Origin of the sequence: Desulforhopalus sp., assembly GCA_030247675.1 — a bacterium.
Classification (GTDB): Bacteria; Desulfobacterota; Desulfobulbia; order Desulfobulbales; family Desulfocapsaceae; genus Desulforhopalus_A.
Map to the genome: position 1 here is coordinate 108728 of JAOTRX010000004.1, position 25432 is coordinate 134159.

20 protein-coding genes are annotated in these 25432 nt (G+C 56.9%); 17 read left to right on the forward strand and 3 right to left on the reverse strand.

Features of this window, described 5'->3' with window-relative positions; translation table 11 throughout:
- The first annotated feature begins 105 nt into the window (after positions 1-105).
- Together OEL83_10070 and OEL83_10075 are read left to right on the forward strand one after the other, a co-directional pair.
- A complete protein-coding gene (locus tag OEL83_10070) occupies positions 106-2664 on the forward strand; it encodes an ATP-binding protein (protein MDK9707383.1) in 2559 nt (852 codons plus the stop codon).
- 4 nt (positions 2665-2668) lie between these two features.
- The gene (locus tag OEL83_10075; protein MDK9707384.1) at positions 2669-4132 is read left to right on the forward strand and encodes a sigma-54 dependent transcriptional regulator; all 1464 of its coding nucleotides are present in this window, start codon (positions 2669-2671) and stop codon (positions 4130-4132) included.
- Between the two features lie 147 nt (positions 4133-4279).
- Here OEL83_10075 and OEL83_10080 read toward each other — a convergent pair whose 3' ends face one another.
- On the reverse strand, positions 4280-5074 hold the full coding sequence (locus OEL83_10080) for an SDR family oxidoreductase (GenBank protein ID MDK9707385.1): 795 nt from the start codon (positions 5072-5074) through the stop codon (positions 4280-4282).
- 257 nt (positions 5075-5331) lie between these two features.
- Here OEL83_10080 and OEL83_10085 point away from each other — a divergent pair, with 257 nt between their 5' ends.
- Positions 5332-6948, forward strand: coding sequence for an acyl CoA:acetate/3-ketoacid CoA transferase (locus OEL83_10085; GenBank protein ID MDK9707386.1), 1617 nt, complete (start codon positions 5332-5334; stop codon positions 6946-6948).
- Positions 6949-6956: 8 nt separating this feature from the next.
- Here OEL83_10085 and OEL83_10090 read toward each other — a convergent pair whose 3' ends face one another.
- The gene (locus tag OEL83_10090) at positions 6957-8354 is read right to left on the reverse strand and encodes a sigma 54-interacting transcriptional regulator (GenBank protein MDK9707387.1); all 1398 of its coding nucleotides are present in this window, start codon (positions 8352-8354) and stop codon (positions 6957-6959) included.
- An 828-nt stretch (positions 8355-9182) separates the two neighbouring features.
- Between OEL83_10090 and dctP the strand changes: the two genes are divergently transcribed.
- The 9 genes from dctP to OEL83_10135 all read left to right on the forward strand — a co-directional run bounded on the left by dctP (position 9183) and on the right by OEL83_10135 (position 19684).
- Positions 9183-10343, forward strand: a complete 1161-nt coding sequence (dctP, locus tag OEL83_10095) for a TRAP transporter substrate-binding protein DctP (protein MDK9707388.1) — start codon at positions 9183-9185, stop codon at positions 10341-10343.
- Between the two features lie 96 nt (positions 10344-10439).
- Positions 10440-10937 carry a TRAP transporter small permease subunit gene (locus OEL83_10100; protein MDK9707389.1) on the forward strand — a complete coding sequence of 166 codons (498 nt, stop codon included), beginning with the start codon at positions 10440-10442 and terminating at the stop codon, positions 10935-10937.
- A gap of 23 nt (positions 10938-10960) precedes the next feature.
- On the forward strand, positions 10961-12304 hold the full coding sequence (locus tag OEL83_10105) for a TRAP transporter large permease subunit (protein ID MDK9707390.1): 1344 nt from the start codon (positions 10961-10963) through the stop codon (positions 12302-12304).
- Between the two features lie 35 nt (positions 12305-12339).
- Positions 12340-12843, forward strand: coding sequence for a universal stress protein (locus OEL83_10110; GenBank protein MDK9707391.1), 504 nt, complete (start codon positions 12340-12342; stop codon positions 12841-12843).
- Positions 12844-13100: 257 nt separating this feature from the next.
- Complete coding sequence (locus OEL83_10115) at positions 13101-14423, forward strand: FAD-binding protein (GenBank protein ID MDK9707392.1); 1323 nt, start codon at positions 13101-13103, stop codon at positions 14421-14423.
- A gap of 5 nt (positions 14424-14428) precedes the next feature.
- Positions 14429-15757 carry a (Fe-S)-binding protein gene (locus tag OEL83_10120; protein MDK9707393.1) on the forward strand — a complete coding sequence of 443 codons (1329 nt, stop codon included), beginning with the start codon at positions 14429-14431 and terminating at the stop codon, positions 15755-15757.
- A 50-nt stretch (positions 15758-15807) separates the two neighbouring features.
- Entirely contained in the window at positions 15808-16455 is a 648-nt protein-coding gene (locus OEL83_10125) for a lactate utilization protein (GenBank protein ID MDK9707394.1), read from the forward strand.
- A gap of 2 nt (positions 16456-16457) precedes the next feature.
- A complete protein-coding gene (locus OEL83_10130; GenBank protein MDK9707395.1) occupies positions 16458-18623 on the forward strand; it encodes an LUD domain-containing protein in 2166 nt (721 codons plus the stop codon).
- A 224-nt stretch (positions 18624-18847) separates the two neighbouring features.
- A complete protein-coding gene (locus OEL83_10135) occupies positions 18848-19684 on the forward strand; it encodes a purine-nucleoside phosphorylase (GenBank protein ID MDK9707396.1) in 837 nt (278 codons plus the stop codon).
- Between the two features lie 98 nt (positions 19685-19782).
- Here the strand turns inward: OEL83_10135 and rsmI are convergent, their stop codons facing one another.
- Positions 19783-20631: a 16S rRNA (cytidine(1402)-2'-O)-methyltransferase gene (rsmI, locus tag OEL83_10140; protein MDK9707397.1), complete on the reverse strand. Its 849-nt coding sequence runs from the start codon at positions 20629-20631 to the stop codon at positions 19783-19785.
- 160 nt (positions 20632-20791) lie between these two features.
- Between rsmI and OEL83_10145 the strand changes: the two genes are divergently transcribed.
- From OEL83_10145 to OEL83_10165, 5 genes are all read left to right on the forward strand, one after another.
- On the forward strand, positions 20792-21139 hold the full coding sequence (locus tag OEL83_10145) for a metalloregulator ArsR/SmtB family transcription factor (GenBank protein MDK9707398.1): 348 nt from the start codon (positions 20792-20794) through the stop codon (positions 21137-21139).
- 61 nt (positions 21140-21200) lie between these two features.
- Positions 21201-21401 carry a hypothetical protein gene (locus tag OEL83_10150; GenBank protein ID MDK9707399.1) on the forward strand — a complete coding sequence of 67 codons (201 nt, stop codon included), beginning with the start codon at positions 21201-21203 and terminating at the stop codon, positions 21399-21401.
- Positions 21402-21410: 9 nt separating this feature from the next.
- A complete protein-coding gene (locus OEL83_10155) occupies positions 21411-22394 on the forward strand; it encodes an SO_0444 family Cu/Zn efflux transporter (protein MDK9707400.1) in 984 nt (327 codons plus the stop codon).
- 164 nt (positions 22395-22558) lie between these two features.
- Positions 22559-23488, forward strand: a complete 930-nt coding sequence (locus OEL83_10160) for a phosphate/phosphite/phosphonate ABC transporter substrate-binding protein (GenBank protein ID MDK9707401.1) — start codon at positions 22559-22561, stop codon at positions 23486-23488.
- Positions 23481-25370 carry an ATP-binding protein gene (locus tag OEL83_10165; GenBank protein ID MDK9707402.1) on the forward strand — a complete coding sequence of 630 codons (1890 nt, stop codon included), beginning with the start codon at positions 23481-23483 and terminating at the stop codon, positions 25368-25370. Before OEL83_10160 ends, OEL83_10165 begins: the two co-directional genes overlap by 8 nt.
- Positions 25371-25432: the final 62 nt, after the last annotated feature.

Consider the following 25432-nt stretch of genomic DNA (forward strand, 5'->3'; position numbering starts at 1 on the left):
ATTTCGCGTATGAATAGAATATTCCTTTTGCCACCTGCCCAACGGGTTTTCTTTTTCCTGCTCTGCTTTGTCCTTTTCTTTCCGGGACCAAGCTGCGGCGAGGGCATGAAGAAAACCGTACTGTATTTGAACTCCTATCATCATGGCTACCAGTGGTCTGACTCGGAACATGACGGCATTCGCTCGACGCTTGACAGCAGTCCCTTTAAGATCGACTTGCAGGTCGAGTACCTGGATGCCAAGAAGTATAATATCGATCCGGTCATCCAGGGGCTTTTGGAGGTTTTTCAGAAAAAATTCACCGATGAGCGGTTCGATGTGGTCATCGTCTCGGATGATGACGCCTTCAATTTCGCCCTGCGTTTCCGGGAGACGCTTTTTCCCGGGGTTCCCATTGTTTTTTGTGGAGTCAACGATCTCAGCGACGAGGAGTTGGCCCTGGGCAAACTGACCGGTGTCGTCGAGAGTTTCGATCTGATGGGAACCATCGATGTGGTTCTGAAACTCCATCCGGACAAGAAGCGGATGGTCGTCGTCGGCGACACATCAACGGCGGGACTGGCCATCAAGAAGCAGATTGAAAACCTTGTTCCCCGATATAAGGACAAACTGCAGGTTGATTATTGGACGCAGATCAGTCTTGACGACGCCAAGCAACGCGTTCAGAACCTGCCCGATGACACTTTCCTCTTTTTCATTCCGTATTATCAGATCATCAATAACCGTACCTACACCGCCGAAGAGGTGATGAACGCCCTGTATCGCCATTCAAGGGTACCCATTTATACCTGCTGGGAATTCCTGCTGGGGCACGGCGCGGTGGGTGGTAGCATGCTTTCCGGCTATAAGCACGGGCAGACCGCCGCCAGCATGGCCCTGAGGATTCTTGGCGGCACCGCCGCCGAAGCTATTCCGGTACTGCGGGAGCCGAACGGTGCCTACCGCTTCGACTACAAGGTCATGCGCCATCTACAGATCCCGGAAAAACTGTTACCACGAGGCAGCACCCTTATCAACGCCCCCAAATCCTTCTATGAATTGCCGAAGGAGTTGTTCTGGACCATCATCGTCAGTCTGCTTATCCTCCTGATCACTCTGATATTTCTGGTTTTTACCATGCTCGGCAGACGGCGGGTTGAGCGCAAGATAAAGGACCAGCTAACCTTTCAGGAAACCCTGATGGATACCAATCCGCAATTGGTGTCCTGGAAGAACCTCGACTTTAAATATCTCGGGGCCAATCGGGCCTTCGCCAATTTTTTCGGGTTGAACGACCCCAGCGAGGTCATCTCCAAAACAACCAAGGAGGTGGTTTCCAACCGGGACTATGTCCAGTGGTCGCAGGGTGCCGACGCGGCAGTGGTCAGAAACCGCGAGGCCTTTCGGAAGGTCCGCAAAAAACTGACCGATCATACCGGTAATGTCGCTTGGATCGAGGTCAACAAGGTCCCGCTGCGCGACCAGTCCGGTAAGATCGTCGGTATCCTCAGCACCGCCGAGAATATCACTCGGGAACTCGACCTGGAAAAGCAACTGCTGCAATCGCAGAAAATGGAGGCCATTGGCACCTTGGCCGGTGGTATAGCCCATGATTTTAATAATATCCTTACTTCGATTATCAACTCGACGGAGCTTGCCATAGGCGATATCGATCCACAGACTCAGACCGCCAAGGACCTGGAGCGGGTGCTCAAGGCGGCGCGGCGGGGTGGACGGGTCGTTAAACAGATCCTCGCCTTCAGCAAACCCTCCCAGGAGGGCTTTCGCCCGACCAACCTGACCTCGGTGGTAACCGAGGTAGCCGGACTTATGGAGGTCTCACTTCCTGGAAATATTGAGATGCGCTCGCATATTTCCCCGAATATCGGCTCGATCCTCGCCGATCCAACACAGATCTACCAGGCAGTGATGAATCTCTGTACCAATGCCTTTCATGCCCTGCGGGAAAGCGGCGGAAAGCTGCAGATTCGCCTTGAAGATGTCCGTCTGGTTGGAGAAGAGGCGGGGGCCCTGAATCTGGAGGAGGGAGAGCATATTCAGTTGACCGTAGCCGACAACGGGCCGGGTATTGCTCCTGCCATCATCGATAAAATCTTTGACCCCTTTTTTTCCACCAAGGACAAAGCAGAGGGCACCGGTCTCGGCCTGGCGGTCGTGCACGGCATCGTCAAGGCCCATCAGGGTGCGCTGCGGGTTGATAGCGAGGAGGGAACCGGCACGACCTTCCGCCTCTATTTCCCGAGAATCGCCATGACCGACGACCTTCCTGAGCAGAAAGATGTCTTTTCCGGTGGCAGGAGCGGCACCATCCTCTTTGTCGAGGATGATGAGGACCAACTCCATACCACCCCGCGCATACTCGAAAATGCCGGCTTCTCGGTCACTGCCGTGGCCTTGCCGCAGATGGCAATCGATCTGGTGGCTGCTCAGCCGGAACGCTTTGAACTGCTCATTACCGACTATGATATGCCTGCCATCAACGGTGTGGAACTGATCGAGCGGATTCACGTCCTCAACCCGAGGATGCCGTCCCTTCTCATCTCCGGCAGGGAGGATGCGATCAAGGCCGCCCATGCCGTCCCGTCAATCCGTCGGGTATTCATCAAGCCTTACGATACCATCGATCTGACCTTTACCATCAACAGCATTCTCGACGAGGAATAGCTCTATGGCCAACATCTTGATAATAGACGATGATCAGGAAATTTGCGAAACCTTGACTAGTCTCGGCACCAGGCTGTCGCACAGCTGCCGGTCCGCCTATTCGGTCGACGCCGGTCGCCTGGCCGCCCGGCAGGGGGCCTTTGATATCCTCTTTCTCGATGTCCGTCTGCCGGATGGCAACGGTCTCGATCTCCTGCCGGAATTCATGGAGATGGCTGATCCGCCGGAGATCATCATCCTCACCGGCAAAGGCGATCCGGATGGTGCCGAACTGGCCATCCAGGGCGGCGCCTGGGATTATATCCTCAAACCTTCGAGCATCCAGGAAATCTCCCTGACCCTCAGCCGGGCCCTGAAATACCGGGAGGAAAAAAGGACCAAGGCGGAAGGCGATACCCTCAATATCGAGAAGGTGGTCGGCCACAGTCCGCGGATGAAGGCCTGTTTTAAACTGATGGCCCAGGCAGCGCGCTCAGACTCGAATCTCCTCATCACCGGCGAGACTGGCACTGGCAAGGAGCTTTTTGCCAGGACCATCCACGAAAACAGCAGGCGCTCCAGCGGCAAGTTTGTCTTTGTCGACTGCGCGTCTCTGACCGAATCTCTGGTCGAATCGACCCTTTTTGGCCATAGAAAGGGGGCCTTCACCGGGGCTCAGGACAGCCGCATCGGCCTGATAAAACTTGCCGATAACGGCACGCTCTTTCTTGACGAAATCGGCGAGATGCCTCTTTCCATCCAGAAGGCCTTTCTGCGGGTTCTCCAGGAACGGACCTTTCGCGCCGTCGGCGACACCCAGGAGCAGACCAGCAACTTCCGGCTCATTGCCGCCACCAACCGTAACCTCGATAAGATGGTGGAAAACAACGAGTTCAGGAGCGATCTGCTGTTTCGAATCACCACCATGCGTCTCCTGTTGCCGCCTCTGCGCGAGCGGCCTGAGGATATCAAGGCCCTGGCCGACTTCAAGACGGCCCAGCTCTGCGCCCAATACGGGATGCCGGTGAAGACCATGGAGGAAAATTTCTGGGAGACCCTGGAGAACTATAACTGGCCGGGTAATGTCCGGGAACTCTTTAATATCATTGAGCGATCGATCATCGCCGCCGGTACTGAAAAGAATCTTTTCGCTATGCACCTACCACGGCAACTGCGCATCCAGGTCGCCAAGGAGCAGATCCGCAAGATGACCGGCTCCGAGGTCCTGTCCGATAGCAGTGGCGCTGAGCCGGATGAGGATGTTCGGGTGATTGGCCAGGAGATTTTTCAGGATATCTTCGACCGGCCCCTTCCATCACTGAAGAGCTTCAAGGGGGCCTCGGAAAAGATTTACCTCAGCGAGCTGATCCGCCAGTGCGGCGGCGAAACCTCGCGTATCCTCGAGATTTCCGGCCTGTCCCGTTCACATTTCTATTCCCTGCTGAAAAAATACGGCCTGTCCATCCAGAGCGACGAAGGGCGAAGCTGAAGGGGGCACGCCTCCGTGCACCCCAATGTCATTCACTTAAAAAAAGGTGCACAAAGTGCACCCTACACGCCACCGCTATTTGGGGTCAAACGTAGGGTGCATTGCATGCACCTTCAACTGCATTTAAACCCGAATAGCGGTAGCCGCCTAACCCTTGGAACCGAGGCGCAGGCCGCCGTGGATGAAGACCGTCTCGCCGGCCATGGCCTCGTTGCGGTACAGCTCGGCCACCAGACTGACGACCTCCTCCGGCTCGATGAGGCGGCCGATCGGTACCTGCTCGACGATCTTGCCGAGGACCTTGGCGTCGATATTTTTAACCATCGGCGTGCCGACATAGCCGGGGGCGACGGCATTGCAGCGGATCTTGTCGGCAAAGCCGCGGCGGAAGAACTCGGCGGTGAGAACCTTGGGCATAACCGCCATCGCCGCCTTTGACGAAGAGTAGTTGAGCTGGCCGGCGGTGCCCAGCGAACCGGTAGAGGACACCAGGCAGACCAGGCCGGTACAGTTGTTGTTGACCATCCTCTCGACACATTCGCGGATCGTCAGGAAGACCCCAGTGAGGTTGATGTCGATAACCTTCTGGAATTGGGCAAGCGACATCTTGCCGACCACCTTGCCGGTGTCGCGGTCGGTCTTGATCATCATCGCATCGCTGGTAATGCCGGCGAAAGGTGCCACCAGGTTGATGGCACCGTAGGTGGCGATGGCGTGGTCGGCGAGTTTTTCACAGTCCGCCTCCTGGGTGACGTTGCAGCACAGGGAGGTGACCGCCTCGCTGATCTGGCGCAGCTCAGCCTCCGCCGCCGAAAGCGGCTCCTGGGCGATATCGGCGATGACCACCTTGCCGCCCTGACGGAGCCAAAACTCAGCCAGGGTCCTGCCTATGCCGCTGCCGCCCCCGGTGATGACGGCCACGGAATTCTCTATCTTCAGCATGACTTCTCCTTTGCGGTGCTGTCCACCGCCGACCTGATTGTTATAGGTAAAACCAACAAATTTTGTGGATTTTCGGATAAATATAAAACCAACCCTGCAGTTCATGCAAAAATCGCTCCACAAGGTCACGAAGTTGCTGGCCGGCTGATTGTTCTGGCACCCTTCTTGCTTGGGACCAGTCAGATACCATGTGGCCCATGCGCCTGCCTGCAGCCCGCCTGCTTTAATCAACCACCTTTATCCACCGAGCGATATCCATGAAAAATCCCGCCGTATCCCCCGAAAGTCCGTCAGCAGTCGCGAGTACCATCCGCAATCGCAAAGAGAAGATCGTCTCCGCCGGTGAGGCGGTGCGTCTCATCGCCAGCGGCGACACCATCGCCACCGGCGGTTTTGTCGGCACCGGCTTTCCCGAGGGACTGGCAATCGCTCTGGAGGAATACTATCTGGCTGAAGGGCAACCTCGCGATCTGACGATTGTTTATGCCGCCGGACAGGGTGACGGCAAGGAAAGGGGACTCAATCATTTCGGTCACCTCGGCCTGGTGCGCAGGGTCGTCGGCGGTCACTGGGGCCTGGTGCCGAAGCTGCAGAAACTCGCCCTGGAGAACAAAATCGAGGGCTACAACCTGCCCCAGGGGGTCATCTCCCACCTGTACCGGGACATCGCCGCCGGCAAGCCGCGGACCATTACCCATGTTGGTCTCGGCACCTTCGTCGATCCCCTGAACGGCGGCGGCAAGATCAACAGCATCACCAGTGAAGACCTGGTCGAGCGCATTCAATTCGATGGTAAGGACTACTTGGCCTATAAGACCTTTCCCATCAATATCGCCCTGTTGCGTGGCACCACCGCCGACACCGACGGCAATGTCACCATGGAGCGCGAGGCCCTGACCCTGGAGGCACTGGCCATCGCCACCGCCGCCCGCAACTCCGGCGGTAAGGTCATCGTCCAGGTGGAGCGCATTGCCGCCCGCGGCAGCCTCAACGCCCGGAACGTGAAGATTCCCGGCATCCTCGTCGACTGCGTCGTGGTCTCCGAGCCATCCTGTCACTGGCAGACCTTCGGCACCCAGTACAATCCCTCCTTCAGCTGTGAGGTGAAGGTGCCGATGCGCTCCCTGCCGCAGATAGGGATGGGGGACCGGAAGATCATCGCCCGGCGGGCGGCATTGGAGCTGGTGGCCGATAGCATTGTCAACCTCGGCATCGGCATGCCGGAGGGCATCTCCAGCGTCGCCAACGAGGAAAAAATCCTTGAGTATATGACCCTGACGGCAGAACCGGGGGTTATCGGCGGGCTGCCTGCCGGCGGCCTTGATTTCGGTGCCGCCTTCAATACCGATGCCCTCATCGACCAGCCTTCCCAGTTTGATTTTTACGACGGTGGCGGGCTCGACCTGGCCTTTCTCGGCCTTGCTCAGGCCGATCGGCAGGGCAATCTCAATGTCAGTAAATTCGGGACGAGACTGGCCGGGGCCGGGGGTTTTATCAATATCAGCCAGAATGCCAAGAAGGTGGTCTTTGTCGGTACCTTTACCGCCGGTGGCCTGGAGGTTGCCGTGCGCGACGGCAAGTTGATTATCGAACAGGAAGGATCAGTGCGGAAATTTATTGAGCAAGTAGAGCATGTTACCTTTTCCGGCCCCTACGCATTCACCAAGGGCCAGACGGTCCTCTATGTCACCGAGCGCTGCGTCTTCGTCCTGACCGGTGAGGGGCTGGAGTTGACGGAAATCGCCCCCGGCATTGATCTTGAGCGCGACATCCTGGCGCATATGGCCTTCCGGCCGATCATCAACGGTATTCCGCGGCTCATGGACGAGCGGATCTTCAAGCCTGAACCGATGGGACTGAACGGAAATCTGTAGTATTTTTGCTACAGGTCGATGTCGTGCTTTTTCATTTTCTTGTACAGCAGGGTGCGGTGGATGCCCAAGAGGTTCGCCGCTTGCGCCTTGTTGCCCGCGGTTTTCTCCAGGGCGGTAAGGATCGCCGCTTTTTCCGCATGGGCCTGGGTTGTGCGCATCGGCCGGACCTCCACGGCCGGTATTGGTATGCTTCCGCGGCTGGGAACAAAGGGCAGGTCGGCCAGTTGCACCTCCTCGCCGCGCATGGCAAGCAGAGCCCTTTCCAGGACATTCGATAACTCGCGGGCATTGCCCTGCCAGGGGTGGCCGGCAAGGGCCTGCGCAGCCTCCGGGCTGATTTTGACTTGAGGAAAACCGCGTTTCTTGCCGCATTTACTTATCAGGTGCTGGACCAGGGGCAGGATATCCTCGCGCCGTTCCCTGAGGGGCGGGATATGCAGGGAGATGACATTCAGCCGGTAGTACAGGTCTTTGCGAAACTGGCCGTGGTTAATCAGGCCTTCGAGGTCCTGATTGGTGGCGGCGATCAGCCGGAAGTCGGAGCGGATCAGGGTATTGCCTCCTAACCGCTCAAAGCACTTTTCTTCTAAGACCCGCAGCAGCTTCGGCTGCATCTCAAGAGGCATGTCGCCGATCTCGTCGAGAAAGATGGTGCCGCCGTCGGCGATCTCAAATTTCCCCTGTTTGCCGCCGGACAGGGCGCCGGTGAAGGCCCCTTTGTCGTAACCGAACAGCTCCGACTCCAGCAGGTCCTTGGGAATGGCGGCGCAGTTGATTTGGATGAAGGGTTGCAGCTTACGCGGGCTGGCATGGTGGATGGCCTGGGCGAAGAGTTCCTTGCCGGTACCGCTTTCACCGGTGATCAAAACCGGTGAGGTATTGGTCGCGGCCATCAGGGCGTTTCTCTTCAGGGCGGTGATCGAGGGACCTGTGCCGATGATGTCTTCCAGGGTGTACCTGGTCGAACGGAAGTTCATCAGCTCTTTCTCGTAGCTCTTCACCCTTGATTCGAGGGAGTGCAATTTCCGGCTGAGTTTCACCACCTCACTGATATCCTGAAACATCACCAAGCCGAAAACGGCGATGACCCGCCCGGCCTTCTTTAAGGGGATACGGTGGACGACGATATTCTGGCCCCTGATCATCTGGATCTGGTTAATCTCGGCAACCCCGGTCTTGCCGACGACATGCATCCGGGTGTTTTCTACCACCTCGGTGCAGTGCTTGCCGATACTTCTACCGATATCAACACCGAGGAACTCGGCATAGGGCCGGTTCAGATGGGTCACCAGACCGTCGGCATCGGTGAGCATCGCCCCGCTCGGGATATTGTTGAAGATGAGCTGAAAAAGCTCCAGTTGGGCCTGCAGTGCCTCTATATCAGGGGGATTCGCACCTGTATTCATAGGTTCTTCTTTTTCGGCCTCGATATGGGTATCGTGGTTGATGGTTGCCTCCGTTCCTGCCTTTTGCGGCGTACCTGGAATACAGAGCGTAGATGATTTGATACATAACCTGTAGCCATTTGTCTACATGAAACTCTTTCACAAGGAAACCTCGCGCAATAGTCTGCGGGGTTCCTGTATCTCTGCTTCTTCTGGAAAATTGCTGTCTGAAAAATCAGACAGCGTCCGATTCTAAAGATTTCAAACTCTTTTTTTCCGGCACCGAGGCCTGGCTGGCGGTCCTTGCACCAGTCTTTTGTTACCGGGCCGTTTGTTATTATTCCGTTAGAATAATCGGTTACCCCGTATTGAAAGTCAATACTCGGCGTTTTTTTCATGAACGGCCCGGCAGATGAGCGGAGGCAATTCCCCGAGCTTTCCTTTCTGCTACCGGGTCGGCGAGAGGAAAGCATGGACCAGGAAAATAACCTTGTCCATTTTTTAAGACTGAAGATAAATGTAATAAAGATAAGTGGATGGATGATATGCATCGATGTTTTGACCCGTGATTTTTTCCGGTCCTTTTATCTCCGTGCAGTCGTTGTCCAGTATTTCGTACAGGGCAGGGGCAGCAGCGCCCAGCTGCCCAAAAAAAGTGCCGCAGTACGCGCCAATCACCCCCTTCATCAACAAGGCTCTGATTGGCACGGCGGTTGCTACACTGATTACCATCACGAAAGTTGGGTAGCATGGGTGCTCATATCAACGACGTGATACAGCATCTTTTTTATATCGATGGTGCCGGATCAACCGGTACACAAGAACATCCAATTCTTTGGAGGAGGAACCATGAAGAAAAGCTGGATCATCACCGCCGTAGCCGCCCTCGGTTTGACAATGGCAGTCACCAGCGGCCAGGCAGCGGAAAAACGCGAGAAGTTCGGCGCCGACAAACGGCACGAAGCAGTAAAAAGCGAATTGCGCTCCATCAAGCCGAGTACCGAGAACTTCAAATGGAAGATGGTCATGCCTTGGGCCAAAGGTCTGTTGTTCTATGATATGGCCCTCCACTTCGCCGACTCGGTAGCTCTCGCTTCCGGTGGTCGCCTTGAGATTAAAGTCTTTTCCGCCGGCGAGTTGGTCGGCGCCATGGAGTCCTTTGACGCAGTCAGCAAGGGTTCCGCCGAGGTAGGTCATGACTGGCCGGGGTATTGGCAGGGTAAAGATCAGAACTTCGTTTCCTTTGCCTCCGTACCATTTGGACTCGACACTGAAGGCTACAACGTCTGGCTGTATGAGCGTGGTGGTCTTGAGCAGATGCAAGAGCTTTACGGTAAATACAATCTCTACGCCCTGCCCGGCGGTAACGGCGGACAGGAAATGGGCTTTTTCTCCAATAAAAAAGCCACCAAGATGGAAGACTTCAAAGGTATGCGCGTTCGTACCCCGGGTTGGTACATGGACATCATGAACCGCCTTGGCGCCTCCGTTACCCCGCTGCCCGGCGGCGAGATCTATCTGGCGCTTGAGCGTGGTGTTATCGATGCCGCCGAGTTCTCCACCCCGGCTATGAACTACCCGATGGGTTTTGACGAGATCACCAAGTACGTTCTTACCCCCGGTATCCATCAGCCTTCCGTACAATGCGCCCTGTTCTTCAATAAGGACGCCTATAACAAACTGCCTGCCGACCTGAAGTACATCGTCGACATCGCTGCCAAGGAGACCCAGTTGTGGTCCACCGCCTGGCAGGAGAATCTGAACATCGAGGCGATCAAGCTGTTCAAGAAGAAGGTTGAGTTCGTGAAGATGGACGAAGCAGCCATCAGTAACTTTGCCAAGATGACCAAGGAATATCTTGAGGAATTGAAGGCCAAGTACCCGAACGTCAAGGCTACCCTTGATTCTCAGGAGCAGTTGAAGAAAGACTTCGCCGAGTGGCGTGAGATCAGAGGCGGCTTGGCACCTTGGCCGCTCGATGATTACATCAACGGCAAACGCATGCAGTAATTTTCCGCTTCATAGTACCAGTTGAACCTCAAGCGGCGGGAGGACATCCCCGCCGCTCTTCCCTGAACACCCTTGCACGAAAAAAGGACGGACCTTATGGAAACTCTTTCCCGGGCCATAGATGCCCTCAACGAAAAGGTTGGGCTCTACAGCTCCTACCTGGTTTTGCCGCTGATCGGTGCGGTCATCTACGAGGTCTTTATGCGCTATGTCTTTAACGCGCCGACCTCCTGGGGTTTTGAGATGACCACCTTTCTCTACGGCATGCATTTTATGTTGGGCCTGGGCGACGCCCTGCGGACCAACAACCATGTGCAGATCGATATCTTCGAATCGAAGCTGCCGAATAAAAAACGGGCGATTCTACGGATCATTACCGGCATCTGCCTCTTTATTCCGGCCATCGGCTTTATGACCTTTGGGGCAATCAAGTACGCCATCACCTCCTGGGGGATGCTCGAACACGCCTCATCGTCCTGGGGGCCAGCCATCTATCCGTATAAAACGGTCATGGCCATCGGTTTTGTTCTGTTATTTTTGGCAGGGATTTCGAAGTTGCTGCAAGACTTCCGCACTCTGCGAACCGCCAACTAACCACCCGCTAGGAGATTACCATCATGGGTCCAGAAGTCTTACCAATCTTAATGTTCGTTGTCCTGATGGTGGCGATCGCCCTCGGCCACCCTCTGGCGGTGACCCTGGCGGCCGTGGCCACCCTCTTCGGTCTGATCGACAACGGTTTCAATGTCCTTGGCCTTATCGACCTTTTTACCAACAATAACTGGGGTAACTTCCTCAACTATACCCTGGTGTCGATCCCGCTGTTTATCTTTATGGCCCAGGTCCTTGACCGCGCCAAGGTCTCGGAAGAGCTCTTCGAGGCCCTGTATATTATCCTCGGTGGCCTGAAAGGCGGCCTCGGCATCGCCATCATCGTCGTCTCGACGGTCTTTGCCGCCACCACCGGTATCGTCGGTGCCTCGGTTGTCGCCATGAGTCTTATGGCCGCCCCGACCCTGTTGAAGAAAGGATATCACAAAGGATTGTCGGCCGGTATCATTACCTCCTCCGGGACGCTTGGCATCCTCATTCCGCCAAGCATCATGCTGGTTGTTTATGCCGGTCTTACCGGCCAGAAAGAGACCTCGGTCGGCAACCTCTTTGCCGCAGCCATCATTCCCGGTCTGATCCTCTCTGGCCTGTATATTACCTATGTGGCGATTCGCTGCGCCGTGAGGCCGCAGGACGGCCCGCCGATCCCCAAGGATGAGCGTACCGCCACCATTGGCCAGAAATGTGTAATGTTCGTCAAGAGCCTGGTACCGCCCTTCGGCCTGATCCTGGCGGTCATGGGTACCATCCTGGCAGGCGTTGCCACCCCGACCGAGGCCGCGGCCCTTGGCGCCACCGGCGCGATGATCCTGGCCCTCTTTAAACGTACCTTTACCTGGGAGATGATCAAGGGCTCGTGTATCTCAACAGCCCGGACCACCGCCATGGTATTGGCGCTGTTTATCGGCGGCAAGGTGTTCAGCGTGGTCTTCCTGTCCATGGGCGGCGGCGATGCGGTTGCCGATGTCATGCTCGGCAACAACCTCAGCCCGATCATGGTTCTGATCCTTATGAACCTAGTGGTCTTTATCCTCGGCGCCTTTATTGACTGGGCGGCAATCCTTCTCGTTACCGTGCCGATCTTCACCCCGATCGCCATGGAATTGGGTTTTGATCCGCTGTGGTTCGCCATGATCATCTGCGTTAACCTGCAGACCTCGTTCTTGACCCCGCCCTTTGGTTACTCGCTGTTCTACTTTAAGGGAGCATCTCCTCCCGACTATTCAATGGGCGATGTCTATAAGGGTATCATTCCCTTTATCTGTCTGCAGATCATCGGCATCATATCCATCTGTATCTGGCCGGAACTGGTTACCTATCTGCCGTCGATATTCTTCGGCGATAAATAATCGGCTAATAATTTGAGATCGAAAGGAGATCAAAGATGCTACCAGCAATAAAAACCATTCTGTATGCAACAGGCCTTGGTCAGGGCGCGCCGTACATCTTCCGTTACGCCTTGGCCCTTGCCCGCCAGCATCAGGCAAGTATCGTTGTCGTCCATGCCATGGAGCCGCTGACGACCTTCGGCCAGAGCCTTGTCGAACAGTATATTGACCATGATGCCTCGGCGGAGATGCACAGCAAGGCGCGCGACAGCGTCAAGGCCAACATCCAAAAGCGCATAGAGGCACTTTGTAGCCAGGAATGCCAGGGGGCGGAATGCGCCAATCTGGTCAGTTCCATCCGGGTGGTTGAGGGCTATCCCGCCCAGGTCATCATGGATGTTGCCCAGGCCTGCTCGGCCGACATGATCGTCATGGGGGCGCATCGCCATACCATGGTCGGCGAGACCTTTCTCGGCAGCACCACCCGCAAGGTCTTGCACAGCGCCACACCACCTGTCTTCGTGGTAAAAGTACCAAAAGGATATTTTGAAAAACTCTAACAGCTTGGTGCGGTTTCCCGAATGACCGCGGGGCCGCACATCCTCCTCCCTCGCCGGAGTCCCGCAAACCATCCCCCTCTGTTTGGTGACCGGATTTCGGTGAGGGTACTTTCTTGAATGTCGCCTTATTATTAACCTGCAGCAACACCCGTAACGCAGTTGTAAAGATTCCACCTTCCAAGGAGAAAAACGTGAAACCAAAACAAGCAGCCGCCCTTGCAGGCGCGTTCTCCGGTATTGTCGGCGCCGACAATGTCATGATCAGTGAGAATGATCGGTATGCCTATTCCTACGATGCGGCCGTTCTTGACTCGGTCATGCCGGGCATTATCGTACGACCAACCAGCAGTGAAGCCCTTGGCCGGGTGGTGAAACTCTGTAACGATAATGGCCTGCCGCTGACCGTCCGTGGTGCCGGAACCAATCTTTCGGGGGGTACCATCCCCGAGTTGGGCGGGGTGGTTGTCCTGACCAATGGTTTGACACGGATCCTTGAGATCAATGAGCAAGACCTGTACGCCATAGTCGAACCTGGGGTAATCACCGCCACCTTTGCCCAGGAAGTTGCGAAGCTCGGTCTTTTCTATCCTCCCGATCCCGGCAGCCAAACGGTGTCGACTATTGGCGGCAATGTCGCCGAGAACGCCGGCGGACTGCGTGGCCTGAAGTACGGGGTCACCAAGGACTATGTCATGGGCATGGACTTCTGGGACGTTGAAGGAAAGCTTATTAAATCCGGCTCCCGCACCGTCAAGGCGGTGACCGGTTATAACCTGCATGGCCTGATGGTCGCCTCGGAGGGGACGCTCGGCGTCTATGACAAGATCATCCTTAAATTGATTCCGCCGCCGCGGGCCGCCCGCTCAATGATGGCGGTCTTCGACTCGATCACCGCCGCCTCGGAGACGGTGGCCGCCATCATCGCCGCCAAGATCGTCCCGGCGACCCTGGAGATGATGGACAACTTCACCATCCGCACCGTCGATAACTTCCGCAAGGCCGGATTGCCGGTCGATGCCGCGGCGCTGCTGCTCATCGAGGTGGACGGCCATCCCAGCCAGGTGGCCGACGAAGCCGCCCAGGTCGAGGAGATCTGCAAAAAGCACAAGGCCCGCGAACTGAAGGTGGCAAGCGATGCGGCCGAACGCGCTACCATCTGGCAGGCCAGACGCGACGCCCTGCCGGCCCTGGCTAAGCTGAAACCGACCTGCGTCCTTGAGGACGCCACGGTGCCGCGCTCAAAGATCCCGGCGATGATTGAGGCCCTGGGTGAGATCAGCAAGAAATTTGACCTGACCATCGGCACCTTCGGCCATGCCGGCGACGGCAACCTGCATCCGACCATCCTCACCGACAAGCGCAACAAAGAAGAGTGGCACCGCGTTGAAAAGGCGATCGAGGAGATCTTTGACCGGGCCCTTGCCCTTGGCGGCACCCTGTCCGGCGAGCATGGCATCGGTCTTGCCAAATCGCGCTTCCTGGTGAAAGAGCTCGGCCAAGCTACGCTTGATTACAGTGCCCGGATGAAGGCGGCCCTTGATCCGAAGAACATCCTCAATCCCAAGAAAATGGCGGGGTGAAGAATATGGCGGATATTCAAAAATTAGCAGAGATGCTGAAAAAGCTCGACGACCAACTGGTCAACTGCATGCGCTGCGGGATGTGCCAGGCGGTCTGCCCCCTTTTTCAACAGACCGGCAGGGAAACCGATGTCACCCGCGGTAAACTGGCCCTGCTCGACGGACTTGCCCAGCAGATCCTCAAGAACCCGCAGGACGTCAACGACATCCTCAACCGCTGCCTGCTCTGCGGCACCTGCCAGGTGAACTGCCCGAGCGGCGTACAGATCATCGATATCTTTCTTGAGGCCCGGGCGATTATGACCGGCTATTTCGGCCTGTCACCGGTAAAGAAGGCGATATTTCGGGGGATGCTCTCCAATCCGTCGCTGTTCAATGCCCTGACCTCCATCGGCTCGAAATTTCAGGGAATCTTTACCAAAAAGGTTGACGATCTCCTGGGTTCCTCCTGCGCCCGCTTTAATGCCCCGATCGTTGCTGACCGGCATTTCAACAGCCTGGCGACGACACCGCTACGGAAGATCTTTCCCAAGCTCGACACCCCGGCCGGCAGCAGCGGCCTGCGCGTCGCCTTCTTTCCCGGCTGCGTCGTCGATAAGATGTACCCGCAGGTGGGGGAGGCGACCATCAAGGTTCTTAAAAGAAAAGGGGTCGGCATCTTTCTGCCGCCGGGTCAGGCCTGCTGCGGCATTCCGGTTTTGACCAGCGGTGACCGCTCGACCTTTAACAACTTGATTGACATGAACCTCAAACTCTTTGCCGGTATGGACTTCGACTACCTGGTGACGCCCTGCGCTTCCTGCACCGCTACCATCAAGGAGTTGTGGCCGACCCTTTATGGCGGCAGCAAGGAGAATCTGCCGGATATCGTTGCACTGGGCAAGAAGACACTTGATATCACCCAGTTCCTGGCAGAGCACTGCCCTGTCGACAGCCTTCAGCCGATCGGCACCCAAGGTGATGCCATCACCTATCACGACCCCTGCCACCTGAAGAATTCCCTCGGTGTTACCAGTCAGCCGCGGACCTTGATCAAGGCCACCGGCAGGACATTTACGGAAATGACCGAGGCGGGAACCTGTTGCGGCTGTGGCGGTAGTTTCAACGTGGTGCACTACGAACTGTCAAAGAAGATCGGCAACCGCAAGGCGGACAATATTATCGCCTCCGGGGCCTCGACCGTGGCCACTAGTTGCCCGGCCTGCATGATGCAGATGACCGACATGCTGTCGCGCCGGGACAAGGGTATCAAGGTCAAACATGTAGTGGAACTGTATGCCGACAGTCTCGGCGATGACAGCGGCCCCCGGGCCCTGCAAGCACCTGAAAAGTAATGAAACGGCCTAGCCTAGGCAAATGGCAAGGCTCGGATATGGAGATAATTATGGCCAACACAACTGTGATACAGGGCGAATCGGACCTTCTTTGTGCCCGGTTCACCGATAAGGCGAAGGCGGTCTCAGCCACCGTTCATGCAATCAAGAGTTTTGATGAAGCGGTGGCTTATGCCGTCAATCTCTGCGGCACCCAGGGGGCCTGCCGGATAGCCATCTCCGGGTGTGAGGAACAGCTGTCTCCTCCCGCCGATGCCCTCTGTCATTTGAAGCACGAAAAGATCGTCGTTGCCCCGGGCCTGGATCCGGAACACTCCGCGCTCCTTCAGGCGGCCTGTGCCGAGGGCGGTTTTGCCTATCTCCAGTCGGGGATGCGTGCTCACCTGAGTGGTGTCGATATCGGCTTCACGGTGGCCGATCTCGGTATCGCCGAGACCGGTACCCTGGTCATCAATTGCCCGGGCGAAGATCTGCGTTTGGCAACGATGATCTGTGAATACCACGTCTGCGTTGTTCGTCGTTCGGCAATCGTTGTCGACGCCTTCGCCGCCGAACAGCAAATGCTGAAACAAATGCGCAAGACCCCGAATTATATGGCTTTCATCACCGGCGCCAGCCGGACTGCCGATATCGAAAGGGTCCTGGCGCTGGGAGTCCACGGACCCTTGGAACTCCATATTCTTCTGCTGGAGGATTGATCATGCAGAACGCCAAAGATCTCAAAGAATACCGAAAGGATATGCAGGAGGCCCTGGATAACACCTTTCTCCGCAAGACGCTTGACACCTTTGCCGTCGCCTATAGGGCAGGCAGGGCCAGGGCCTTTGCCGAATTCGACGTCAACCAGCTGGTGGCCGATGTTGCCTGCGCCAAGGACAGCGTTTTGCCGCGGCTAAACGAATTGTATCTGGAATTTAAAAAAAATGCCGAGAACGCCGGGGTGAAGGTCCATTTCGCCAAGGATGCCGATGAGGCCAATGCCCTGATCGCCAAGATCGCCGCGGATACCGGCTCAAAGAAGATCGTCAAATCGAAGTCGATGACCGCCGAGGAGACCCTTCTCAACCACGCTCTGGAAGACCACGGCCTGGAGGTGATCGAGACCGATCTCGGCGAATGGATCATCCAGCTCCGTCATGAAGGGCCGTCGCATATGGTCATGCCGGCCATTCACCTGTCGCGCTTCCAGGTCGGCGACCTGTTCAGCGATGTCACCGGCGCCAAGCAGGAGCCGGACATCGAAAAGCTGGTCAAGGTGGCGAGAAGGGAGCTGCGCGGCAAATTTGTTGAGGCCGATATGGGCATCACCGGCGCCAATTTTGCCATTGCCGAGACCGGGACCATCGGCCTTGTCACCAACGAGGGCAATGCCCGGCTGGTGACGACCCTGCCGCGGGTGCATGTCGCCCTGATGGGTATCGACAAGCTGGTGCCGAGCCTCAGCGACGCCCTGAAGATCCTCAAGGTCCTGCCGCGCAACGCCACCGGCCAGAATATCACCTCCTATGTCACCTGGATCACCGGTGCCAATGAGTGCGGCTCGGCGGCCGACAAGAAGAAGGAAATCCATTTTGTCGTCCTCGATAACGGCCGCCTGGAAATGGCCAAAGACCCGCTGTTTTCCCAGGTCTTCCGCTGCGTACGCTGCGGCGCCTGCGCCAATGTCTGCCCGGTTTACCGCATGGTCGGCGGCCATAAGATGGGGCATATCTATATCGGCGCTATCGGCCTGATCCTCACCTATTTCTTCCATGGTGCGGATAAGGCGAAAAATCTCGTACAGAACTGTATCAACTGCGAGGCCTGCAAGGATATCTGCGCCGGTGGCATCGACCTGCCGCGTCTTATCAAACAGGTGCATGTGCGCATCCAGGACAGTGAAGGGCATCCTTTGCCCAGTCTGCTGCTCGGGATGGTTATGAAAAACCGTAAACTCTTCCACACCCTGCTGCGCACCGCCAAATGGGCGCAGAAGCCGGTGGCGGGGGATGACGGCTTTATGCGCCACCTGCCGATGATGTTTTTCAAGGAGCACGATTTCAAGGCCTTGCCGACGGTTGCTGAAAAGGCCTTCCGTGACCGCTGGCCGGACCTGCCGCATGGCCCGGCAAATCCCCGCCTGCGGGTTGCCCTGTTCTCCGGCTGTGTTCAGGATTTTGTTTATCCCGAGCAGATGGAGGCGGCGGCCCGGCTGTTTGCCGACCATCAGGTGGGGCTGTTGTTTCCCATGACCCAGTCGTGCTGCGGGCTGCCCCTGCAGATGATGGGCGAGGCGAAGACCTCCCGCGACGTGGCTCTGCAGAATCTCCGTGCCTTTGAAGCGGAGAATGCCGACTATATTGTCACCCTCTGTGCCTCCTGCGCCTCGCACCTCAAGCATAACTATCCGGTGTTGCTGGCGGATGATCCAAAACTTACCGAGAAGGTCCTGGCCTTTACCGCCAAGGTCATCGATTTCTCGTCGTTTGCCCACGATGTCCTTGGTTTGAAGGCGGAAGACTTTGCCGGAGACGGCAAGAAAGCGACCTTCCATTCCCCTTGTCATCTCTGCCGGGGCCTCGGTGTCCATGATGCGCCGCGTAACCTGATCCGCTCCGCCGGTCTTGATTACCAGGAGGCCGACGAGTCGGAGGTCTGCTGCGGTTTTGGCGGCACCTTCTCGGCCAAGTTCCCGGAAATCTCCGCCCAGCTCCTCGGCAAAAAGCTCGACAACGTCGAAAAGACCGGCGCCGAGATCCTCCTCAGCGATTGCCCCGGCTGCATCATGCAGCTGCGTGGCGGCCTGAAGAAACGGGGCTCGACGATCGTTGTCCAGCATACCGCCGAGGCCCTGGCGAATAGAAGAAAAGGTGGGAGCAGGGGGTAACTCCCGGCCGGGGCTGAATGGGGACGGGTCCGGCGGTTGCCGGGCCCGTCCGGCGCTTTGCAGATGTTCCGTCCCTGCGGGTGGCGTATGCCGGCCCTGCAAAATTGTCTTGGGTTTTGCTATTCAGCCACTATAATGGGGCGAAATGGAAGCGGGCGTGGCGGCGGAAGGCCATAGTCCACCGCCCATCAATGCATCCCCTCACCAGGCGGCGGCCACACGCAATGATGACAGCAGATAGCCAGGAACTTTTCGAAAAAATCACTAAAAGCGTTGAATACATCACCGCCAGAACGACCATCCGCCCGACCATTGGCATTATCCTCGGTACAGGCCTCGGACGGCTGGCGGAGTCCATTGTTGTCGATGCGGAACTACCCTACGGCGAGATCCCCCATTTCGTTACCGCTACGGTTGAGCACCATGCCGGTAAATTGCTCCTCGGCAAGTTGGGAGGGGCGGAGGTGGTCTGCATGTCCGGGCGGTTTCATCTCTACGAAGGCCATTCCCTGGCCGAAGTGACCTTTCCGGTGCGGGTCATGAAGGCCCTCGGCTGCACCAAGCTGTTTATCTCCAATGTCGCGGGAGGGCTGAATGAGTATTACCGGCGCGGCGATATCATGATCATCGACGACCATATCAACCTTCTTGGGCAGAATCCCCTGGTCGGGCCGAATGACCCGCGCCTTGGCGAGCGCTGGCCGGACATGTTCGAACCGTACAGCCGCGACTTGCAGAAAAAGGCGATCGCCATCGCCCAGAAGCTCAATTTGCCGATCCGCAAAAAAGGCATCTATGCCTGTCTCTGCGGGCCCTGTCTGGAAACCAGGGCGGAGTACCGGATGCTGCGGACTTTAGGCGCCGATGCGGTCGGTATGTCCACTGTTCCGGAGGCGATTGTCGCCGTCCACGCCGGGCTGCAGGTCTTTGCCTGTTCGATCATCACCGATCTCTGCACCCCGGAGACCCTGCGCCCGGTGGATATCGCCGAGATCATCGCCACCGCCGGCGAGGCCGAGCCCAAGCTCGTCCAGCTCTTTACCGAGATGGCCAGCTGCTGAACGGGTTGTCAGGAGCCTACCTCCTGGCGGAAATCCCCGGCGATTTGTTGCCGCTCCGCATTGCCCAAAGATTTAAGATTGCCTTTATTTTCCTTGCCTCAACGCTTCCACAGGTCCAGGGCCAGCTGGTAGACCTGCGACCGCGGCAGTCCAAGATCGGAAGACAGCTTGCGGCTGGCGTCTTTTAAGGACAGTTCGGAGTTGTCGCGGTACCACAGGATCAGTTCTTCGACGGTCTGCCCCTGTACCTCTTCTTTTCCGCCGGGGCAGATAATGACGACGAACTCGCCGCGATTGCGGCCTTCCTTGCTCTTGGCCAGGAGGTCGGCAAGAGTCCCCGATTGCAGATCCTCAAAACTCTTGGTCAGTTCCCGCGCCCAAAAGGCCTGCCGTTCACCGAGAATCTCCAGAGCGTCGGCCAGGAAGTCATCGATACGGTGCGGCGACTCGTAAAACACCACCGGATATTCGCAGGCGGCAACGGCCGACAATGCCTTGCGGCGCTGTCCCGATTTGGCCGGAAGAAAGCCGAGAAAGAGAAAGCCGGTGGAGGTGATCCCCGAGCCGGAAAGGGCGGTAGTCAGCGCCGAGGCCCCCGGCAGCGGCACGACGGTCAGGCCAAGGTCATGGGCCCGGCGGACGACAACCGCGCCCGGGTCGGAGATGGCCGGGGTCCCGGCATCGCTGACCAGGGCGACATTTTTCCCCTCCTGCAGACGAAGCAAAATCTCCTCACTACGCTCCGCCTCCTTTTCCCGGTAATAGCTGATCAGCGGCGTCGCGATGCCGAAGTGGTTGAGGAGATTGCGGGTGTGGCGGGTGTCCTCGGCGGCGATGACATCGACTTCCTTGAGAATCCGCAGAGCGCGCAGGGTGATATCTTCAAGGTTGCCGATGGGGGTGGGGACGATATACAAGGTCCCGTGGACGGTCCTAGTTTCGGTCATGCGTGATCCGTGGGGAAAGGGGTGACAGGGGAGTAATTTACCAAGCATTGATTGCCGCTACACTATGCTCAACTCCCCGGCAAATTGCATCTGCTTTCTTGACTTTTCTCGGCGAGACCATTATATGAATATATGATCATATATTAAGATGGAGACAAGGATGAACAATGATCGCTGCAGTTGCCGGATTGTCCACCAGGACAAGGTGGACTTGGCGCGAACCCAGGGCCTGGAACCAACGAAAATTGAAGGAATCAGCAACCTGTTCAAGGCCTGTAGCGACCCCGGACGGCTGCAGATACTCCATGCCCTGCAGCAGCAGGAGATGTGTGTGTGCGATCTTGCGGCACTTTTAGGGATCTCGGAGTCGGCGGTGAGCCATCAATTGCGCCTCCTCAGAACCATGGGCCTGGTTGCCAACAGACGGGAAGGGGTCGTCCTCTATTACCGCCTGGTGGACGGGCGATTTGCACAACTCATAAGTTTGGCAGGTGAGCTGCTGACCTGATCGTACCTGTTTTGGGCGCTTGTGCCAAGACCGGGCCAGCGGGTGAAAAATAGGTGTTGCCATGTTTGAAATACTAGAAAAAATTAGCGTGGAGTGGTGGCATATCCTTGTCGACAGCTCCTTTTATGTCCTCCTCGGGATTACCATCGCCGGGCTGCTCAGAGCGACCCTCAACCCGGACACGGTTGCCAAACACCTGGGGCGCGGCCGCTATATGTCGGTGATCAAAGCGGCCCTCCTTGGCGTACCTTTGCCCCTCTGATCGTGTGGTGTGCTGCCGGCGGCAGCATCCTTGAAAAAGCAGGGGGCCAATAAAGGTGCAACCGCAGCCTTTCTGGTCTCGACACCGGAATCGGGTGTCGATTCCATTGCCATAACCTACGCCCTCCTTGATCCGATTATGACCGTGGTGCGGCCGGTGGCGGCACTGGTGTCGGGGATTGTCGCGGGACTTGTCGAAAATATCTGGTTTTGGCAAAAGGATGCGGACAAGGCCCCGGCCGGGGACTGCAGATGCCCGGAAGACAAGAGCTGTGGCGGCGATTGTTCAGGTGAAAATCCTGCTAACCACCACACCCTGGCGGAAAAGTTGCTGGAAGGCCTGCGCTTTGGCTATAAGGAGGTTTGGGGCGATATTGCCGGCTGGTTCTTTGTCGGCCTGTTCGCAGCTGCCCTGATAACCGCCCTGGTGCCCGGCGACCTGATCACTACCTTTCTCGGTGGCGGGGTCAGTTCGATGTTGATCATGCTGGTGGTGGGTATTCCTCTGTATATCTGTGCATCGGCCTCGACGCCGGTGGCCGCCGCCCTCATTATGAAAGGGGTGAGTCCGGGGGCGGCCCTGGTGTTTCTGCTGGTCGGCCCGGCCACCAATGTTACCTCGATTTTTGTCCTCAACGGCATTCTCGGCAAGAGGGGGACGGCGATGTATCTGGCCATCCTGTCAGGCTGTGCCGTGATCTTTGGTCTTGGTCTTGACGCACTGTACCTGGCCTTGGGTATCTCCGTGCAGGCGTCCCTTGGCGAGGCATCCGAGCTTTTGCCGGAGTGGATGAAACTCGCCGCCGTGGCGGTGCTCCTGGGGATATCGGTACAACCACTGACGGCCGCCCTGCGTAAGAGGTTTGCCCGGAAGGCCGCACCGAGCGTGTTCTTCAGTGATTTTCCGGCAATACATGACCACATCGGGAAGCCCGGGCAGAACCCCGTGGCGGTGCATGAAAAAGGCCATTGCGGTTGTGGTTGCGGCAGTTGAGGCAGCAGAACTCTGCGGCAAGGGAATGCGGGAAAAGCGGCGCAAAAATTTGCAAAATCGCCATGGAAGGGGTAGTTTGAGGGTGCCTGGCCCAAACAACTAAGACAACGATGACAAGTACCGTTGTGCCACGTCCAACCATGAACTGACCGCCCAAAGAACGCATGGCGCCCCTGCCCAGAATCCTTACCGCCCTTTTCATCGTTTGCCTTGCCTGGGGCCTATCCTCGTGCCGCGAACGCGAGGAGAGGGTCAAGGTTTCCCTTAATAAACGCCAGGATATTACCTTCCGGCAGCAACAACCCGCCATAACCTACGCCTGTCTTCCTCAGTACGCCCATACCGAATCCTTTCAACGCCACCACCTGCTGGTGGAATATCTTACCGAGGAGACCGGCCTCGCCATCCGCCAGGTGTTTCCCGAGACCTTTGACGATCACATAAAGATGTTCGGGCAGGGCAAGATCGACATCTCATTTTCTAATCCATTCGTTTATGTGCGGCTGGCCAACCGCTTTGGTGCCAAGGCCATGGCCCGGATCATCGAGGAGGACGGCCGCGCCGAGTTCCGCGGTCAGATCATAGCCCGCAAGGATAACAAGGCGGTGCAAACCCTCAAAGACTGCCGGGGTAAATCATGGGTGGCGGTTGATCCGTCATCGGCCGGCGGCTATCTCTTTGCCCTTGGACACTTTATCGATAAGGGCTTGAATCTGGGTGACTTCAAGGAGGTGGTCTTTGCCGGCGGCCGGCAGGAAAACGTTGTTCTCGGGGTATATGCCGGCCTGTACGATATCGGCTCGATACGGGAAGGTTCCTTGGCGGTGGTAAAGGACAAGATCGATGTCAGCCAGATTAAGGTGATCGAAAACTCCAGATGGTATCCGGGCTGGGTTTACGCCAGCAGCCCGAGGCTTTCTCCGGAGGTGGTTGAGATAATCAGGACTGCCCTGTTGCGCCTCGACTACCAACAAAACCCCCGGCACAAGGCGATTCTCGATGCGGCAAAGTGTATCGGCCTGGTTTCTTCCGATGACCAGGACTTTGAACCTGTTCGTGACCTGAGCAGAAAAGCGGGGCTTTATCTTGATTGAACGCGTGCCCATACCAAAGATTCTCCATCGCCTGCGCCTCAGGACGAAAATCACTTTGGGCGTCACCTTCATGCTGGTATTCTGCGGCATCGGCATTGGCCTGATCCTCTCCAACATGTCTTCCTCTGCCCTCATCGAGGAGGGGAAAAAGCGCGGCATGGCCTTGACCTCGGGGCTTGCCCTGCGCCTGGCCGAACCGATCCTGGCCATGGATTTCCTGCAGATGAAGAACTTCATCGACAATGTCCATAGCCAGTATGACGACGTTATCTATGTTTTTCTGACCGACGCCAGCGGTAACATCCTCGCCCATACCTTTAACGGCGGCTTTCCCACCGATCTGCTTGGCGTAAATCTCGACAGCCGTGGTGCACAACCCTTACTCCTCGCCACCGAGGAAAGACTGATCTATGATTTCAACGCCCGGGTCGTCCTCGGCGACAGCAATCTGGGCTCGGTGCGGTTGGGGCTGTCGCGGAGCGATATCGACATCCAGATTCGCAGCCAGCGGCTGACCAGTCTGGTGGCGACGCTTGGCGTCGTTGGCCTCGGGGTGGTCCTGGCCCTGTGGTTTGCCCGTACAGTTACCTCAAGGCTTATCCGCCTGCGGGAGTCGGTGGAGGAGATTGTCCGGGGGAATCTCGATGCCCATGCGACACTAGCCGGCGATAAAAACTTCTTTGATGATGAGCTCCAGGACCTAGCCGAGGCCTTTGACACCATGGCGATGACCGTTAAAAACCATATCGGCGAGCTCATCGAGCGGGAAAAAACCATCGTCAGGCAGCAGGGATTGCTCAAGACCATCATGAGCGTCACCCCCGATTTTATCACCCTGCAGGACAGAAATCTGGTCTATACTTTTGCCGGCAAGGCCTTTTGTGATGATCTTGATCTGCCGGAGGCGGCGGTGGTCGGCAAAACCGATTACCACATCTTTCCCGAACAGATTGCGGCGATCAATACCGAAGAGGGCAGGGAAATCCTTGCCTCGGGACGTACCCTCGCCAAGGAAATCTGCCTCAGGCGGTCTGATGAGAAGAGGTGGTTTCATGTTATTAAGATCCCGGTGTACGACCAGGACGGCAGCATCATAGGGGTTCTCTCCACTGCCAGGGATATCTCCATGTTGAAGAAAATCCAGGAGCAGCTGGTCCAGTCCCAGAAGATGGAGGATCTCGGGCGCCTGGCCGGGGGGGTGGCCCATGAAATCAATACCCCGCTTGGCATAATTCTTGGGTACAGCCAGATTCTCGTGGAGGATATAAAGGACAAAGAACTCCTCGAAGGCATGAAAATCATCGAAAAACAAAGTCAGGTTTGTCGTAAGATTGTCGCCGATTTGCTGGGCTTTGCCAGAAAATCCAGGTCGGTCAGCGAAGCGGTGGATATTGTCGAATCCATCCGTACCGTTGCCAATCTGGTTGAACACACCTTTGCCATGAATGACATACAGGTGGTCATCGACACGGACAATACTCTTCCGCCACTGACCGGTGACGACGAAAAGCTCAAACAGGTCTGGCTGAACCTCCTCAATAATGCCGCCGATGCCATCGACGCGGGTGGCATTATCACCGTCCGGGCGAGGCTGGGCGCGGAAGGGAAAACGATTGTGGTATGCGTCGCCGATACCGGCAAAGGTGTGGAGAACGCCCATATCACCAAGGTGTTTGATCCTTTCTTCACCACCAAGGAGGTTGGTAAGGGCACGGGCTTGGGGCTGTCCGTGTCCTTTGGTATCATCAAGGAGCACGGCGGGACCATTGCCGTGTTCAGCCCGTGCCCGGCGGAATACCAGCCGGCGGATTTTTCCCGGCTGGAGCACTGCGGGCCAGGGACGGTATTTATCGTCGAGCTACCAGTGCCATTATTCAATTGAAGGAAATGGCCGAAGCGGGCATAATAGCGCCCAAAAATCATGCACTGTTCGGTAATTTGAAT